The 16340-nt window shown below is 35.5% G+C and carries 13 protein-coding genes, 1 other RNA gene and 1 pseudogene; 9 read left to right on the top strand and 6 right to left on the bottom strand.

What is annotated here, in order from left to right; translation table 11 throughout:
- Nucleotides 1–11 precede the first annotated feature (11 nt).
- On the bottom strand, nt 12–968 hold the full coding sequence (locus H9636_RS14000) for a bile acid:sodium symporter family protein (RefSeq protein ID WP_191708193.1): 957 nt from the start codon (nt 966–968) through the stop codon (nt 12–14).
- A gap of 352 nt (nt 969–1320) precedes the next feature.
- On the opposite strand from H9636_RS14000, the gene secG reads away from it, so the two are divergent.
- From secG to H9636_RS19485, 6 genes are all read left to right on the top strand, one after another.
- Nucleotides 1321–1548, top strand: coding sequence for a preprotein translocase subunit SecG (gene secG / locus H9636_RS13995; protein ID WP_122970799.1), 228 nt, complete (start codon nt 1321–1323; stop codon nt 1546–1548).
- 163 nt (nt 1549–1711) lie between these two features.
- On the top strand, nt 1712–2458 hold the full coding sequence (locus tag H9636_RS13990) for an alpha/beta hydrolase (protein WP_191708192.1): 747 nt from the start codon (nt 1712–1714) through the stop codon (nt 2456–2458).
- A 50-nt stretch (nt 2459–2508) separates the two neighbouring features.
- Nucleotides 2509–4878, top strand: a complete 2370-nt coding sequence (gene rnr / locus H9636_RS13985) for a ribonuclease R (RefSeq protein ID WP_191708191.1) — start codon at nt 2509–2511, stop codon at nt 4876–4878.
- Nucleotides 4879–4977: 99 nt separating this feature from the next.
- Nucleotides 4978–5445 carry an SsrA-binding protein SmpB gene (gene smpB / locus H9636_RS13980; protein ID WP_191708190.1) on the top strand — a complete coding sequence of 156 codons (468 nt, stop codon included), beginning with the start codon at nt 4978–4980 and terminating at the stop codon, nt 5443–5445.
- A 380-nt stretch (nt 5446–5825) separates the two neighbouring features.
- Nucleotides 5826–6180, top strand: a transfer-messenger RNA (tmRNA) gene (ssrA, locus tag H9636_RS13975).
- A 1075-nt stretch (nt 6181–7255) separates the two neighbouring features.
- On the top strand, nt 7256–7339 hold the full coding sequence (locus tag H9636_RS19485) for a helix-turn-helix transcriptional regulator (protein ID WP_342774131.1): 84 nt from the start codon (nt 7256–7258) through the stop codon (nt 7337–7339).
- A gap of 335 nt (nt 7340–7674) precedes the next feature.
- On the opposite strand, the gene H9636_RS13970 is transcribed toward H9636_RS19485, so the two are convergent.
- A complete protein-coding gene (locus H9636_RS13970) occupies nt 7675–8049 on the bottom strand; it encodes a winged helix-turn-helix transcriptional regulator (protein ID WP_191708189.1) in 375 nt (124 codons plus the stop codon).
- Nucleotides 8050–8170: 121 nt separating this feature from the next.
- Here H9636_RS13970 and H9636_RS13965 point away from each other — a divergent pair, with 121 nt between their 5' ends.
- Nucleotides 8171–8737, top strand: a complete 567-nt coding sequence (locus H9636_RS13965) for an NAD(P)H-dependent oxidoreductase (protein ID WP_126296381.1) — start codon at nt 8171–8173, stop codon at nt 8735–8737.
- A 217-nt stretch (nt 8738–8954) separates the two neighbouring features.
- Nucleotides 8955–9206, top strand: a complete 252-nt coding sequence (locus H9636_RS13960) for a hypothetical protein (protein ID WP_126296382.1) — start codon at nt 8955–8957, stop codon at nt 9204–9206.
- 277 nt (nt 9207–9483) lie between these two features.
- On the opposite strand, the pseudogene H9636_RS13955 reads toward H9636_RS13960, so the two are convergent.
- Nucleotides 9484–10398, bottom strand: a pseudogene (locus tag H9636_RS13955) (IS110 family transposase).
- A 433-nt stretch (nt 10399–10831) separates the two neighbouring features.
- Between H9636_RS13955 and H9636_RS13950 the strand changes: the two are divergent.
- Nucleotides 10832–12159 (top strand): IS3 family transposase gene (locus H9636_RS13950; RefSeq protein WP_191708188.1). Its coding sequence is split into 2 segments (ribosomal slippage): nt 10832–11213 and nt 11213–12159, totalling 1329 coding nucleotides; the frame shifts between segments, so codons are not numbered across the junction.
- Nucleotides 12160–12356: 197 nt separating this feature from the next.
- On the opposite strand, the gene H9636_RS13945 is transcribed toward H9636_RS13950, so the two are convergent.
- The 3 genes from H9636_RS13945 to H9636_RS13935 are packed head-to-tail and all read right to left on the bottom strand — an operon-like array spanning nt 12357 to nt 16057.
- Complete coding sequence (locus tag H9636_RS13945) at nt 12357–13460, bottom strand: Ger(x)C family spore germination protein (protein WP_191708187.1); 1104 nt, start codon at nt 13458–13460, stop codon at nt 12357–12359.
- Nucleotides 13447–14577, bottom strand: coding sequence for a GerAB/ArcD/ProY family transporter (locus H9636_RS13940; RefSeq protein WP_225230236.1), 1131 nt, complete (start codon nt 14575–14577; stop codon nt 13447–13449). The genes H9636_RS13945 and H9636_RS13940 overlap by 14 nt, the downstream gene beginning before the upstream one ends.
- 4 nt (nt 14578–14581) lie before the next feature.
- Nucleotides 14582–16057 carry a spore germination protein gene (locus H9636_RS13935; protein ID WP_191708185.1) on the bottom strand — a complete coding sequence of 492 codons (1476 nt, stop codon included), beginning with the start codon at nt 16055–16057 and terminating at the stop codon, nt 14582–14584.
- Nucleotides 16058–16340 lie beyond the last annotated feature (283 nt).

The raw sequence follows: 16340 nt of genomic DNA, 5'->3' as shown, positions 1-16340 counted from the left end.
TTTGTGTTGATTTAATTTGTTTTTTCTTCTTCCTTCGCCATTTTCGAAGCCCTTGAACTCCAATAAGTGGCTAAAATTGGTCCGGAAATGTTGTGCCAGAAACTAAAGATGGCACTCGGTACGGCAGAAACCGGATTAAAGTGGGCCATAGCTAATTGGGCGCCTAAACCGGAATTTTGCATTCCCACTTCGATGGAAATCGCTTTTTTGTCTTCGTATTTCATTTTGAATAGTTTGCCAATTAAATAGCCAAATAAATAACCAAGCCCGTTATGGAGAATGACTACTGCGAAAATAAGTAGCCCCGTTTCTAAAATTTTGTCGCGGCTACCACTTACGACAGCAGCAACAATTAATACAATCGCAATAACCGAAACAGTCGGTAAAATGTCTACACTTTTTGCCACAAGTGGTTTAAAGACGAATTGAGCAATAATCCCTAAAATAATCGGAATTAAGACAACTTGTACAACCGACATAAACATAGCTGAGAATGATACCGGTAACCATTCACTAGCGAGTAAATAAATTAAAGCAGGTGTGACTAATGGTGCTAATAATGTTGTAAAGGAAGTAATCGTAACAGATAAGGCCGTATTTCCTTTCGATAAGAACGTCATAACGTTGGAAGATGTACCTCCAGGACAACAACCGACTAAAATGACTCCAACGGCAACTTCCGGTTGTAGTTGGAATAGTTTGGCTAAAGCAAAAGCTAAGGATGGCATAATAACGAACTGGGACACAATCCCAATTAATACCCTTTTTGGTTCCTTCATAATGAGTTTAAAATCTTCAACTTTTAACGTCATCCCCATCCCAAACATGACAATGCCGAGTAATGGCGTTATATAATTACCAAGCCATGTAAAATTATTTGGCATCCAAAGGGCTAATCCGGCAGCTACTAAAACCCAAAGGGCAAAAGTATTTCCGGCAAATTTCCCAATTTTTTGTAAAGCGTTCATATTCGTGTTACCCCTTTTCTATTGAATGGGTATCATTCTAAAAGAATATTTTCGTAATTACAATAAAATTCTGAAAAATAAGAATAATCGTCGTTAAGTGAGAAAAAAAGTATAAAAATGTAGAATAAAAGAGAAAAAATGATAGAAATCAGTAAAGCGTTTTCTTAATATGAATAAAGGCGGCATCATCCTAATTTCATAGATTTACATTCAAATTAAAACTAACACCGTTTTGAAAGATTTCTATTGAATACTAAATTATACCAACCATTTTCCGTCTGAATATTGTATCTTTAGTGGAATTTTGCTATACTGACTATGTTGTGAAGTTTCTATTTCAGGAGGTGGAGTTATGCATACTTTGTTACTAACATTATTGATTATCGTAAGCGTTGCTTTAATCGTGATCGTATTACTACAATCAGGTAAAAGTACAGGCTTATCAGGTGCCATCTCGGGTGGAGCTGAGCAACTTTTCGGTAAACAAAAAGCAAGAGGAATGGATTTAATTTTACATAGAATAACGATTGTTCTTGCCGTATTGTTTTTCATTTTAGCTTTAGTGATTGTGAAAATTTAATCGATTGTACATGATTAAATGGTGAAATTTTCGCCAATCCTATTAGAAATAAATGAATTTAATTTACATTATCCAACGCCTAACCGAGCATGGTTAGGCGTTTTAATTTATAATATGAGATGTGCAGAATATGTATACGTAACTATTTTTTGGAGGATTTCATATGCGTAATGCTGAAATAAAACCATTTTTCTTTAAAGCAGGGGAACGGGCCGTACTATTATTACACGGTTTTACAGGCAGTTCTTCAGACGTTCGGATGCTCGGAAGGTTTTTAGAAAAGAAAGGTTATACAAGCCATGCTCCCCATTATAAAGGTCACGGCGTACCACCTGAACAGTTAATCGAAACATCGCCAGAGGATTGGTGGCAAGATGTTGTAAAAGGATATAACACATTAAAAGAGGCAGGCTACGAAAAAATCGCTGTCGTCGGTTTATCGTTAGGTGGCGTCTTTTCATTAAAATTAAGTTTATCAACACCTGTGAAGGGAATTGTAACGATGTGTTCGCCAATGGTCATGAGAACAACGGAAAAAATGTTTGATGGCGTTTTAAAATATGCTGGCGACTTTAAACGGTTTGAAGGAAAAGACGAAGCAGTCATCGAACAGGAAGTAGAAGCGATTCGTCAACAGGGAATGCCGTCGTTATCGGAACTAAAACAACTTGTCGAAAGTGTTCGATCTGAGTTAGATATGGTTTATGCACCGATTCTCGTCGTACAATCGAAAAATGATGAAATTATTGACCCGAATTCTGCTCATATTATTTATGATGAAGTGGAATCCTTAAGAAAAGAAATCAAATGGTTTGAGCATTCAGGGCACGTTATTACATTAGATAAAGAAAAAGCGTTGCTACACGAAACGGTTTATGAATTTTTACAATCACTGGATTGGGAAGACTAACCGCATCAACACAGCATTGTAGTTAGTATTGCAAAAAGGAGGGAAATTATATGACACAAAGTAATGAATTACAAGAGCGTCTATTACAGTTAATGAAGCAAGATGATTATAAACCACTAAAGGTGGATGAACTGGAAGAGCTGCTTGAATTAGAAGATGCGGACGAATTTAAAGAGCTAGTGAAAATGCTTGTCCGCATGGAAGATGAAGGGTTAATCGTACGTTCCCGTTCAAATCGTTACGGATTGCCAGAACGGATGAACTTACTTCGAGGGAAATTCATCGGTCATGCAAAAGGCTTCGGTTTCGTGACGCCAGATGAAGAAGGCATGGATGATATTTTTATTCCACCCCATGAAGTCAATGGCGCATTAAACGGAGATATCGTCTTAATTCGTGTATTAAAAGAATCATCGGGAGACAGAAGAGAAGGTACCGTTACAAAAGTAATTGAACGTAGTAAAACGACATTTGTCGGTACATATCAAGCAAACAGAGGCTTTGGTTTTGTCGTAACAGATGATAAAAAGTTAAACATGGATATTTTCGTAACGAAAGAGGATTCCTTAGGGGCTGTAGATGGCCATAAAGTCGTTGTGGAAATTACGAATTGGCCAGATGATATTAAATCGGCAACAGGAATGGTTACGAAAATTTTAGGTCACAAAAATGATCCGGGCGTCGATATTTTATCGATTCTTTATAAACATGGCATTCCACCTGAGTTTCCACCAGAAGTAGTTGAAGCAGCAGGGGAAGTGCCCGATGAAATTACGGAGGCGGATTTAGTTGGTCGTCGTGATTTACGGAACGAAACGATTGTGACGATTGACGGCGCCGATGCAAAAGACTTGGACGATGCCGTAACCGTTACGAAGTTGGAAGATGGTACGTATAAACTAGGCGTTCATATTGCCGACGTTAGTTATTACGTAACAGAAGGTTCCATTATCGATACGGAAGCTTATGAACGGGCAACGAGTGTTTACTTAACGGACCGAGTGATTCCAATGATTCCTCACCGGTTATCGAACGGTATTTGTTCATTAAATCCACAAGTGGATCGTTTAACATTGTCTTGTGAAATGATTATTGACCAAAACGGACAAGTAATTGAACATGAAATTTTCCAAAGTGTCATTAAAACGACGGAACGAATGACTTATTCCGATGTGTATAAAATTTTGGAAGAAGAAGACGAAGAGCTAATTAAACGATATGAAAAGCTTGTTCCAATGTTTAAAGATATGAAAGATCTCGCTGCCATTTTACGGAACAAACGAATGGAGCGCGGTGCGATTGACTTTGATTTTAAAGAGTCGAAAGTGCTAGTAGATGAAGATGGCTGGCCTACGGATATCGTTATTCGTGAGCGAACAGTATCTGAGCGATTAATCGAAGAGTTCATGTTAGCAGCGAATGAAACAGTGGCGGAACATTTCCATTGGATGCAAGTACCGTTTTTATACCGTATTCACGAAGATCCAAAACCAGAAAAATTACAACGCTTCTTTGAATTCGTAACGAATTTCGGTTTAGTTGTAAAAGGAACAGGAAATTCAGTTCATCCAAAAGCTTTACAAGATATTATTACGGCAATTGAAGGAATGCCAGAAGAGCCGGTTATTTCAACAATGTTATTACGTTCGATGCAACAGGCGAAATATTATCCGGAATCCATTGGTCACTTCGGTTTGTCGACGGATTTCTATACTCATTTCACATCACCAATCCGACGTTACCCGGATTTAATCGTTCACCGCTTAATCCGTACGTATTTAGTTGAAGGGGATGTATCGAAGGAAACTACTTTCAAATGGGCACAAGTAATGGATGAAATTGCGGATCATACTTCCGAACGGGAACGCCGTGCAGTCGATGCAGAGCGTGATACGGATGCATTGAAAAAAGCACAATTCATGTCCGATAAAATTGGCGAAGAATTTGAAGGGATTGTCTCTTCTATTACAAACTTTGGTATTTTCGTCGAGTTACCAAATACGATTGAAGGACTTGTCCACATTAGCAATATGACCGACGATTATTATCATTTCGATGAACGTTCGATGATGATGATTGGCGAGCATACGAACCGCCAATTCCGTATTGGGGATGAAGTGAAGGTTCGCGTATCCAATGTTATTATAGAAGAGTCATCGGTTGACTTCGAAATCGTCGATATGGTGAAATCTTATGGTGGCAGAACGCGAAAAAGTGCACCAAAGGTTATTCATGCAGGTAGAAAAGCCGATGGAGAAGGCCGAAGTAATCGCCCTGGTAAAAAGGAGCGCAACGAAAAAGGTGGCGCTGGCCGAGGGAAAGATGAAAAAAGTTCAGGCGGACGTAAAGTAAAACAAAAACAGAAGTTTTACGAAGGCGTTGCGAAAAAATCGAAAAAGAAAAAATCAAAAAGACGATAACAATCGCCCAAGTGTAAGTGAAAGCTTGCACTTGGACGTTATTTTGTTTAAAAAGATAGTATACTTTGTTGGTATTGGTAGATTGGGAGGTGTCCTTTTATGGCAAAAGGAACTGGGAAAGTATTAGCACAAAATAAAAAAGCGGGCCATGATTACTTTATTGAAGAAACGTATGAAGCGGGAATGGTGTTGCAAGGAACGGAAATTAAAGCCATCCGCGCAGGAAAAGTCCAGTTAAAGGATTCCTTCGTGCGAATTCGAAACGGCGAAGCATGGATTTCCAATATGCATATTAGCCCTTATGATCAAGGGAACCGTTTTAACCACGACCCACTTCGTGTGCGTAAATTGCTGTTACATAAGAAGCAAATTAATGAATTAATCGGCTTAACAAAACAAGACGGTTACACAATTGTTCCATTAAAAATGTACATTAAAGACGGCTATGCGAAACTATTAATCGGGCTAGGGAAAGGTAAGAAAAACTACGACAAGCGCGATGACATGAAGAAAAAAGAAGCAAAGCTTGAGATGGAACGAGCATTTAAAGCAAAAAATCAATTCTAAGTTAAAATGATTACAAAAGATGAATCATAATCTTCTGCGTAGTGAACAGAGTGATCGGAAGCAAAGCGTGAGATGGAACGTGCGTTTAAAGCGAAGAATCAATTCTAAGGTAAAGTGAGTACGAAAGTTGGTCCTCATTCATATACGGAGTGAACGGAAGCAAAACGGAAATTGGAACGAGCATTTAAGCGAAGAATTAGTTTTAGAGATTGGCTAGTTTTACGGACTTTGGTTAATAAAGGTACTGTAGGAATAAAGAGATGTGTTGAAGTTTTGCTATAATTATCTTATAATAAGAATACAAATTGCCAGTGCATTAAGGCACAAGCTTATAGCGCCTTTTCCCGTATGTGTGAAAACACATCTCCTTATTATAATAGGGGGACGTTACGGATTCGACAGGGATGGTTCAAGCTTGAGCTGCGCGTCGGAGGTCTCGGCTCCGTCATCAACGGAAGTTATATAATAACTGGCAAACAACAAAATTTAGCTTACGCAGCTTAGTCTCGTAGCGCTCCGCCTCTCTATCGCCCATGTAGAGAACGTGGGGCTCAACTTTAGTGGGATACGGTCGGTGGTGCCGCTTGAGTCACCGTCAAGAGATTTCCAAGCTAGCGTGCAGGACGCCTGTTTGTCGGCATAATGACACGCGAATTGTAAATAGGCAAACTACACGCGTAGAAGCTTGAGTATTGGAGTTTCTGGACGCGGGTTCGACTCCCGCCGTCTCCATACAGTGAAATGTACTGAGTTTCATGGAGTGTCACAAATGTTGATTTATCAACGTTTGTGGCACTTTTTTAATGGCTTTGAGTTGTCCTGAATTGGACTGAAACCTTATTAAAAACCTTATTAACCTTTGTTAATCCTTTGTTAGAAAATTAATCATGATTGGATTGATGAATAAAGTTAGTAAATTTATCGATTGTTTCTGCCTTCGCTTTTTTTGTAACGTGAGCATATACATCTAAGGTTGTTTTCACATCTTTATGTCCTGTGACTTTAAGTATATTTTTGCCGGTTTGGCAAGGATATACTTAATTTTATTTAAGGCAAGGTTATACTTAAAAATGTTCATACATGTGAATACAGTGTGATATAAAGTATGTTTCCTGACACATTGAACTCTGTATCGATTAATTGAAAAGGTTATTATCGGGCGTTTATCCAAAAAGGATTTTCGCTTTTTTGTTGAACAAATTGTACTGACGATTTAGTTTAGTTGAAATATCATCTTTAGCTGTTATTCCGCAAAACCAGCTAATAGAGGCTGATCTTTATTCAATAATAGGGGGCAAAAACAAATAACTAGTACATAAGCAGTGTATTTCGTAAATGAAAACACACTGCATTTGGCATTTTTAAATGCGGTTTTATAGTGGAATAACAAAGAGGATAATAAAACATACGTTTCATTTAAATAAAGAAGGATTAGACAACTTTAACCTAGAGTAGTTGTTTAAAAGCTTCGAAAACAGTAACAAATACTATTCTAACTGATTTAGTTCTACTGAAAGAAAAATTAAAAAGGAAACAATTGAGATACTTGAGGGATATAAAGTTACTGCACTACAAGATTCTTTCGCATCTATGAAAATGTATCACCTTATATGGAAATATTAAAGAAGGTTCAGAAGTAATAGAAGCACTTAGAGAACTTGATTTACAAGGTGTTGATGAAATTCATAAAGCAGCTAAGGGGTACTATGAAATGGTTTCTTATAAAAAATGTAAGGTTTACTTGACAGAAATATTTGGAGTTTGATACTCCCAGTGTAAGGTAAACCTGACAAGATAAGGTGAAATAATATTGAAAAATAGAGTAAAAGATCTTCGAGAAAAACATGGATTAACACAAGGACAATTAGGAGAGAAAGTAAATGTTTCACGGTAAGCCATAAATGCAATAGAAAATGACAAATTTTACCCATCAATTTGGTTGGCTTATGATTTGGCAATATTTTTTAATATGTCCATTGAAGAACTTTTTGATTTTAAAAGGAGTGAGAGGAAATAAGATTGTTAAAATCGCCTATTATAAAAGCAACTTTTATTTGTTTGATGTCGGCTTTTTATTCACTAATTTTTATTTTTACTGCTAATCTTATGGAATTGAATGGAATGCTTGGTCTGACTTTAATGGAGAAATAAATGATTCTGCTATTTAACAGATCCAACCATAGAGGTTGATATGTATGTATATCGAGGCTGCTGCCCAGGCAGCCTTCTTTAGTTATTGTCCACTTTTAACGTGACTTCTTTTCTTTTATCCAATTGACCTTCTCCCCAATAGCAAATTGCATCTAATACAGGAATCAGTGATAAACCCTTTTCCGATAAACTATATTCTACTTTTGGAGGTACTTGAGGATATTCTTTTCGATTAATTAATTTATCACCCTTAAGTTCCTTTAGTGTATTGGTTAATGTTTTAAAAGAAATATTGCCAAGCATCCGTTTCAATTGGTTATAGTGAATAGGCTTATTGTTTAAATATAAAGCATATAAAATTGTCATTTTGTATTTCTCACCAATTAATGACAAAGTATATCCAAAACCAGTATCCTTCAAATTACCATTTAATACATAAGATTCTTTTTCCATTTGGCACTCTCCTTTAGGTTAGTATCTCACTTAAATTACCGTACTAGTAGAATGTTATAGCATACAATAAAATCAATGTACATTAAAATATGATGCAAATAAGGGAGAAGGGTGATTAATAATGAAAACAATTGTCTATGCACATCCATGGGAAGGAAGCTATAATCATGCAATCTTAACCTCTATCACGAAAGACTTAGAAGCTAAGGGAGAAAAAGTTCAAGTGATTGATCTTTATAAAGATGGGTTTAATCCCGTATTTACAGCTGAAGAATTGGCGCAATTTAATAGAGGAGAAACACCCTACAAATTAGTGAAGGAATATCAAAAAAAATTAAGCCAGGCAACTGAGTTGATTTTTATATTTCCTGTCTGGTGGTGGGACTTACCGGCTATTTTAAAAGGATTTATTGATAAAGTGATGCTGAGTGGCTTCGCTTTCCAAGAGGATAAAAAAACAAATACTCTGAAAGGTTTATTGACGAATATAGAAAAAACAACTGTCATTTCAACTTCTACAACGGATAAAAATTATATTGAATCTGAAGGAGGAAATGCTATTCAGGGAGTCTTCATTAACCGAACTCTAGCTGACCTGGGAATTAAAAATGAACACACTAAATGGATTCATTTAACAACAGATGAGAAGAGGAAACAATTTTTAAAAGAAATAACCCATGAAATTTAAAGTAGAATGAACTGAATAGAAAGATATTTGTGAGAAATACACTTAAACAAACGGTTGCGATTTTAATAAGGAGAAAAACTTAGTAAGTGTAATTTTCGTTCTTCCACAATCAGGCTGCAATTCTTGAAGAGGAATTGTTGTCTTTTTCAGAAATAGAGCCAGATTGTCGAGGAATTAATAATGGGTATTACAGAAGAAGGTCAAAGGAGGGGATGTATTGAAGAAATTCTTTCTCTCTGTATTTTTTGTAATTTCTATATTATCGGCATGTAATTTATCAACAGTGAGTATGAGTGAAGTTGAAAATGTACCTAATAATGTGTGGGCTATAATTGATCCTAATTTAGAGCTTCAATTAATCAATGATGGAGAAAAAGGATCATATATAATTTTTCATTCAAGTGAAGATGTAGAATTTGATTTTACAACTCAAGAGAATACGGTAACTATTAATTTTAATGAGAAATAGAATGATGTTGAAAAGCAAAATACTTATTATTTGACAACGGATTTAGAACACTATGCATTGGAAGTTTTAGTAAATGGGGGAACCTTTTGATAACGTGACAGGTCTATAAATAACCAGGATAATAAGTTAAGTAGTCCTCAACAAAACCAGCTAATAGTTTGTCAAGATTTTTCAATAAAAAATATAAAATGTACATGATATACTAAAAAAGTGTATACCAAATAAGCCTTCCTTTAATTAAATGGAAGGTTTTGTTTTATATACTTAGATATGAACTTTAATCCGTATTTTGGAAAGTTATTTTCCTTTTTAATAGGGCATAAATCCAATGTAAGAGCTTATTTGCACAAGTAATTATGGCTACTCTAAAAGCTTTTCCTTCTTCACGTTTTTTATCGTAGAACTCTCTTAATTTCTTATTTCTAGGGATAATCTCATATTCTTCAATTTCTTTAGCGAGGGCATCTATTTCTGCTGCTAATTTTGATAGATGCTCTTGATATTGAAGAACAATATTGATAAACTTTTTAGGTTAAAGATATGGCTTTGGTACAAGTTGTTTTGAAATGGATTACGTAATGCAGCTTCTCTTAATTTATAGGCTTTTTCTTTTGCCTATTCTGCGATTTTATCAGTCGAATAATGATAGAATCTGTAAAGATATCTTTGAATAGAGATTCCCAAAGACACCTCTATATTCAGGAAATACCTGATCTAAAATCGATTGTAGCTGTAACTTTGTTTGTGCAGCAGTGCTTGATATAGTTTCCTGTTGTCGCGTGAGATTCCGGAGATTTAAGAGTTGAATTCCTCTTTTTTTGTAGGGCTCTAACTCTTCCTTATAATACAATTCACATAGATGATAGGCATCAACGGCATCTGTCTTTACTTTTCGTAAATTTGTACTTCTTGAGCGATGAGAGATAAGTGGATTAACAATAATATAGACATACTGTTGCTCCTCTAAAAATTGAATGACGGGCATATGGTACTGTCCTGTAGATTCCAAAATAACCGAAGGTTGCTTTCCATCAGCTAATTGCTCAATATCCTTTAGAAATTCTAATAAACTACCTAAACCTTCAAGAGTATGTTTAATACTAAAGCTCTTACGATAGGGCTTACCCTTATCTAAAAAGGCTTGAACCTGACTTTCTCCTTTTGAAACATCCAGACCAACGACTGGATTCATATTACAATCTCCTCCTCTTAAAATACTAAATTAGTCGGTAACCCCTAAAGCTGCTTGTAATATCATAGGTTCGCTTGTTAAACGGAATCCTTGTTCAACCAGCTTGAAACATGTTTATACAAGTAGGGGGTGAACAGTTTTGCGGACGGGATCGAGTCCCACGGGCGCTACGTTCTACCCCGACTACCGTTATAATAAGACCTAAAAAACAAAGGTCAACCAGAAAAATCTGGCTGACCTTATATTACGATCGGGCGCTTTAAATGAGCAAGGAATACAAATATTATCAAATTTTATAAAAAAATCTTTCAATTGAATATAAAAAGCCTGTCTTGATCTAAAATGTACCCTATAAGATAGACACTTAAAAAAGTCTCTCTTATGGGGTACTTTTATTTATAATGATAAAAAACAAATAGATGGAGCAGAATGTATGTCAAATAAATTATTTACTATTGATGAACAAAAATTACTTAAGAAAAATCCTTATGTGAAGACTGTTAGTGAAAAAGGAATTACATATACTGATGAATTTAAATCAGTGGCCATTAAAGAGTATGAAAACGGGAAAAGTCCAAGAGAAATATTTGAGGAATCCGGATTTGATATTGAGATTGTTGGCATTGAACGTGCGAGCTCGTCATTAAAAAGATGGCGCAAAGCTTATAAAGAAAACGGTGTGGCTGGACTTGAGGATGCACGTAAATACTATTCAGGACTTGAACGCGAATTAAGTTTTGAAGAAAAGTTTGCTAGATTAGAGGCACAAAATGCATTATTACGTGCAGAAAATCAATTATTAAAAAAGCTCGATTTAGCAGAAAGGATGCTGGTGAAGAAAAAGAAGAACTAAAGGCAGAACAGAAATTTCAACTGATCCACACTGTCATCAAAAAATATAAATTAAAACGAATGGTACGTTATCTTTGCGAGTTAGTAGGGGTCTCTCGTTCAGGATATCATCGTTATTTTTCAGAAGAAGCAGAGACAAAAAGACAAACACGTCATCAAGAAGATGAAGAGATGAAAGAAGTTATTTTAAAGGTATTTCATTTCCGCCGCCGGAAGAAAGGCGCACGTCAAATTAAAATGACTTTAGAAAATCAGTTTCAAATTACATATAACCTAAAACGAATTCGCCGTATTATGAAAAAGTTTGATATTGTTTGTCCAATTCGAAAAGCGAATCCTTATCGAAGAATGGCAAAAGCAACAAAAGAACACAGAACATTACCGAACCTATTGAATCGTGAATTTAAGCAAGGTGTTGTTGGGAAGGTATTATTAACAGACATTACATATTTAAGTTATGGAAAAGGGAAACGCGCTTATTTATCTACCATTAAAGACGCCGAAACCAATGAAATTCTAGCATATGAAGTGTCTGACAAAATAACATTAGCTATCGCTCTAAATACGGTCAAGAAATTAAAGAGGAATGGTAGAAAATTAGCTAAGGGTGCATACATCCATTCAGATCAAGCAGTCCATTATACTAGCCCCCAATTCCAAAAGCTTGTGAAGAAAATTGGATTAGGTCAGTCTATGTCAAGGCGTGGAAACTGTTGGGATAATGCCCCACAGGAATCGTTTTTTGGGCATTTTAAAGATGAAACCGACTTAAAATCGTGTGAAACATTAGAACATGTAAAACTAGAAATAAAGAGTTATATGACCTACTATAACCATTATCGTGGTCAATGGAACTTAAAAAAGATGACGCCTGCACAATACAGACATCATCTTCTTCAAGTTGCCTAGCTTTTTTTAAAATGTCCTTTACAAAGGGTACACTTTATTTTTGGAGGAAAGCCAGGCTTTTGTGATGAAATCATGGTCATTTCCATAGTTTTCGACCACAACGCTCGCTTGTGTTATTGTATAATTATGACAGAATTTACACAATGCTATAGATTCTAAGGCATTTGTTTACGTTATGGGTTATTCGATAGGAAAAATTAAAGGTTTGGCCTTTTTGAATTTGCATCCGTCAAAGGATCGATATTAATATTGTATTTTATTTTAATGTTCATCTTCTCAAACATTTCAATCCATTTTTTTTCTTCCATTGGTTTTGAGAATGGTCTTTTTGTTTGTATGCCAAGCTGTAATGGATCCACTTTCAATTCTTGCATCTTTTTAAACAGTTCATGTGTTTGTTTTTCAAGATGGGTTTCCATATCTTTTTTCATATTTTCTAATTCCTTTGGGTCAAATAATTGTTTCTCTCCCCGGTATTCCTCAATCCTAGTGTCCATATTCACGGTATAGGTCATTGTAGAATAGCTGCTATCGATGTCTACTATTATTTTAGATCTAACATGACCCAGTACAACTTCAAATTTTGGAATTGGTAGAACGTCTAGGTAGTGATCGTTGTTTATCAGCTGGAAGATACGATCATCTAAAGATGAAATAGTTTCAACTAGCTTGTCATCTTGAAACAGGGCTGTACCTTCATAGTTGACCCCATCCTCTTCTAATTTGAATACAGGCAAGAAAGGATCTGAATAAGGAGTATAGAGCAAATGTTTAAATTCATGAAGATTAACGACGGTTAATTCTCCTTGGTTTTTTTCCTCATAATGCTTCAGCATTCGGTAAAACGAGTAATCAAAGTTTTCATCTTTGTCCAATTGACTTTTCAAGTATTCATCAAAATTGCCTTTTACGATAACTAAATAGATTCTCGGAGAAATCTCCGGATCAGTCAATAATACATTTATAATGGACATAATCCCGTCTTTTCCAAGTTCATCACTAATTACCAGCATCCGCATTTGTCCATATTTCATTTCCTGGTAGAAGTTGAGGTTGTACTTCTGTACTCCCTCCTTTAATAAGCTGACTTCTTGCGACATAACATTCTTATTTTCTTTACTTAGAGGAGGCAAAATTGTACTGACTTTTAATTTCCCTTTATCCCCCTTACTAATTGCCAAAAAGGTAATGGGCGAAATTTCTTCAATAAGGTTATTTTCGGTAAAAGGGGCACAGCCAGATAAACAAATAGTCATAAAAAGAAGTATTAATCTATTACATATCTTTTTATGTAGACGCACTTTTTTTAACCCCCCTTTTTTTCATTACTAAAACAATAACAAGTGGAACAAGAAAATAGCTTATGCTTCCAGCTATAATTTGAAGATTAAGTAAAAAGTTCTGCTTCTCCTCAGACTTCCAAAATAATTCATTCATAAGAACCATTCCGATAAAGATAAGGAAAACATTGGATAATAAACCTTTTCCACTGGTTGGCTTGCTCATTTTACCAAATGCTATTTTAGATGCTCCATAAAACAATAGTAGAAATAGAGAAACTGCAAAAACTAGGTTAAATAATTCAAAGGAAAGCATGATCATATCAATTCGTTCAAACACTGGGTTTTGAAAATAACGGGCCATATTAATAATTGGATATTGAATTTTACTTAAATAATTGGAACCGAAATAAAGTAGGGATGCTATAAATAGGAATACATACTCTACAACGGTGAGAGCGTTGCCGTAAGACAAATAGCGAAAGGTTTTATTATTTGTTTTAAGCCATGGTCCCAAAAATACCAGAAATTCTGGACCAGAATAGGAAGACAAAATTAAAAAAAAAGCTTTCCAATTTTCTACTTTCCACTCCATTGGAATAAGTGGATACAAATCACTGAGGCGAGCTATTGGGGGAAAGAAGAAAAAAACGAAAAATGTGATCATCCAAAATGTACAGAAAAAAGAAATCAACACAAAACGAATGGTATGTTCAACGCCCTTACCTGCGACATAAAAACAGAACAACAAAATAAAAAAGACAAGAAAATTTGTATCTGTTGATGGAAGCATAAATGTTTGAACAATTTCGCTGAATCCTAACGTTATGACGGAAAGTTTAAGCAGAATAAAGAACAACCCGATGAAAGAGAGAAATCGTACACATTTTTTTCCAAACATTTGGACAAATCCATTATATCCATTGCTAGATAAACGGGTTAAAAGCCACTTCGATAAAAGAAGAAGGTTTAGTTGGGATAATATCCCGACAGCTATAAGCACCCAAATCATATATGGATGGATCAAGATATTTGGCATAATCAGAAAAAAGTAAAGCATTTGGAGGCGATTTACCAACAACATGGCATAGAGCCCATTAAAGATTTCATTCTTTTTAAATAATTGGTAAGTTCCCATCAAGTCATCTCCTAGTTTTATATCTCTTCAGTTTTAGAGGTTTAAGATGCTCTGGACGCTCCAACATCTTGGTTAATGGCCCTCGAATGAATAAGTCTATCCAATCCTTTCTAAAGAAAGGGGAAACTGGTGAAAAATAGGGTTGCTTGATTGAAGACAAGCTATTAAGATGGGCTAAAATAGCAATGATTCCTAGTGCAATCCCAAATATTCCAAGTAAAGAAGAAAAAACAAGAAGCATTAATTGCATTAATGAATTTGCTTTTGTCATAAGGTAGTTGGGGATAAGAAAGGAAGCTATCGTCGAGATCCCAACCATGACAATTAATACGTTGCTAGCGAATCCAGCCTCAACAGCCGCTTGGCCAATCACAATACCACCAATAACCCCAAGTGTTTGACCTATTTTTGTAGGCATCCTTAAACTTGCTTCTCTTATGATTTCAATAAAAATTAACATGATAAATGCTTCCCAAAAAGGAGTGAAAGGAAGCTTGCTCCTTGATTCGACCAAGACCATAAGGGTTTGTATAGGAAGTATTTGATAGTGATGAGTTGTCAATGCCACATAGAAAGGAATCAATGTGATTGACAGAACAAAACTGGCATATCGGATGATGCGCAAAAAACTGGCAACTACCCATCGATTAATATAGTCCTCGGGTGATTGGAACAAATGGAAAAAAGTAATGGGTGCAACAAGAGCAAATGGTGTATTGTCTACCAGAAGGGTGATCTTTCCTAATCCCAGAGAATAAGCAACTATATCAGGCCGGTCAGTTTGCTGAAACTGAGGAAAAATACTGTTTTGATTTTCCTCCATGAATGCCGCAATTTGAGAGGATTCAAAGAAGAGATCAAAATTAATTTCAGAAATCTTCTCTTTGACTGTTGAAACAAAATCTGGATTAGTCAATCCCTCTATATACATTAAAACAACACTTGTCTCACTCATAGAACCGACAGTAAACTTCTCTGCTTTCAGTTCATGTATGGGGAGTCGTCTTCGAATAAGCGTAATATTTTGTTCTACTTGTTCACTAAAGCTGTCCTTTGCTCCGAACATTATGGTTTCTGTTTCGGAATTTTCAATGGCACGTCCAATAGGATTTTTTAATGGCACAGCTAACCAAAGGTTTTGCGAAGAATCAAATAACAAAATGGAACCTGAAAACAACTGTTTTTTTGCCTCTATAAAATTAGGAATGTGAATAATGGAGGAATTCGTAATACAATCTTGAATAGACGGTTTGGAACAATTAGTTAAAGGTTTTATAATGCTTTCATTTAATTTTTCTTGGTCAATGAGAGTTCGTATGTAAACAAGATGAATTTTTCGAATATCGGAAATGTCAATTTCCACAAATTCTGCATCATCCATTTGAACGAGGCTTTTTTTCAGAGCTTCTATCGATAATTCTGATTCAGCTATTGATTGAGCAACAAGCTTACTTTCAATTTGTTTTTTTTTCCAAAACATGTACATCGCACCCCTCTTATTGAGAAAAAACATTTCTAGTCGTACTTAAAAATTCCTTATTCATACATATTATTAGCAATTTAATTTAAAGTATACAAAACACGTAGAGGTACATAACGATCCAAGAAGAACAAAGGCAATCCATAATAGATAGGCCTTCTTCATCTTAAAGATTGTTATAATAAAGAAGTGTCAGAAGCTAACTGTGAACTGAACCCCAAATAGTGGACACTTTAAAAAAAGTGGACCTATTCGGGGTTTTTCTATTTTCTTCAATGAACTA

Source organism: Ureibacillus galli, assembly GCF_014836845.1.
Taxonomy (GTDB): Bacteria; Bacillota; Bacilli; order Bacillales_A; family Planococcaceae; genus Ureibacillus; species Ureibacillus galli.
Note: the sequence above shows the minus strand (reverse complement) of the source record. Positions and strands in the feature narration are given on the sequence as shown.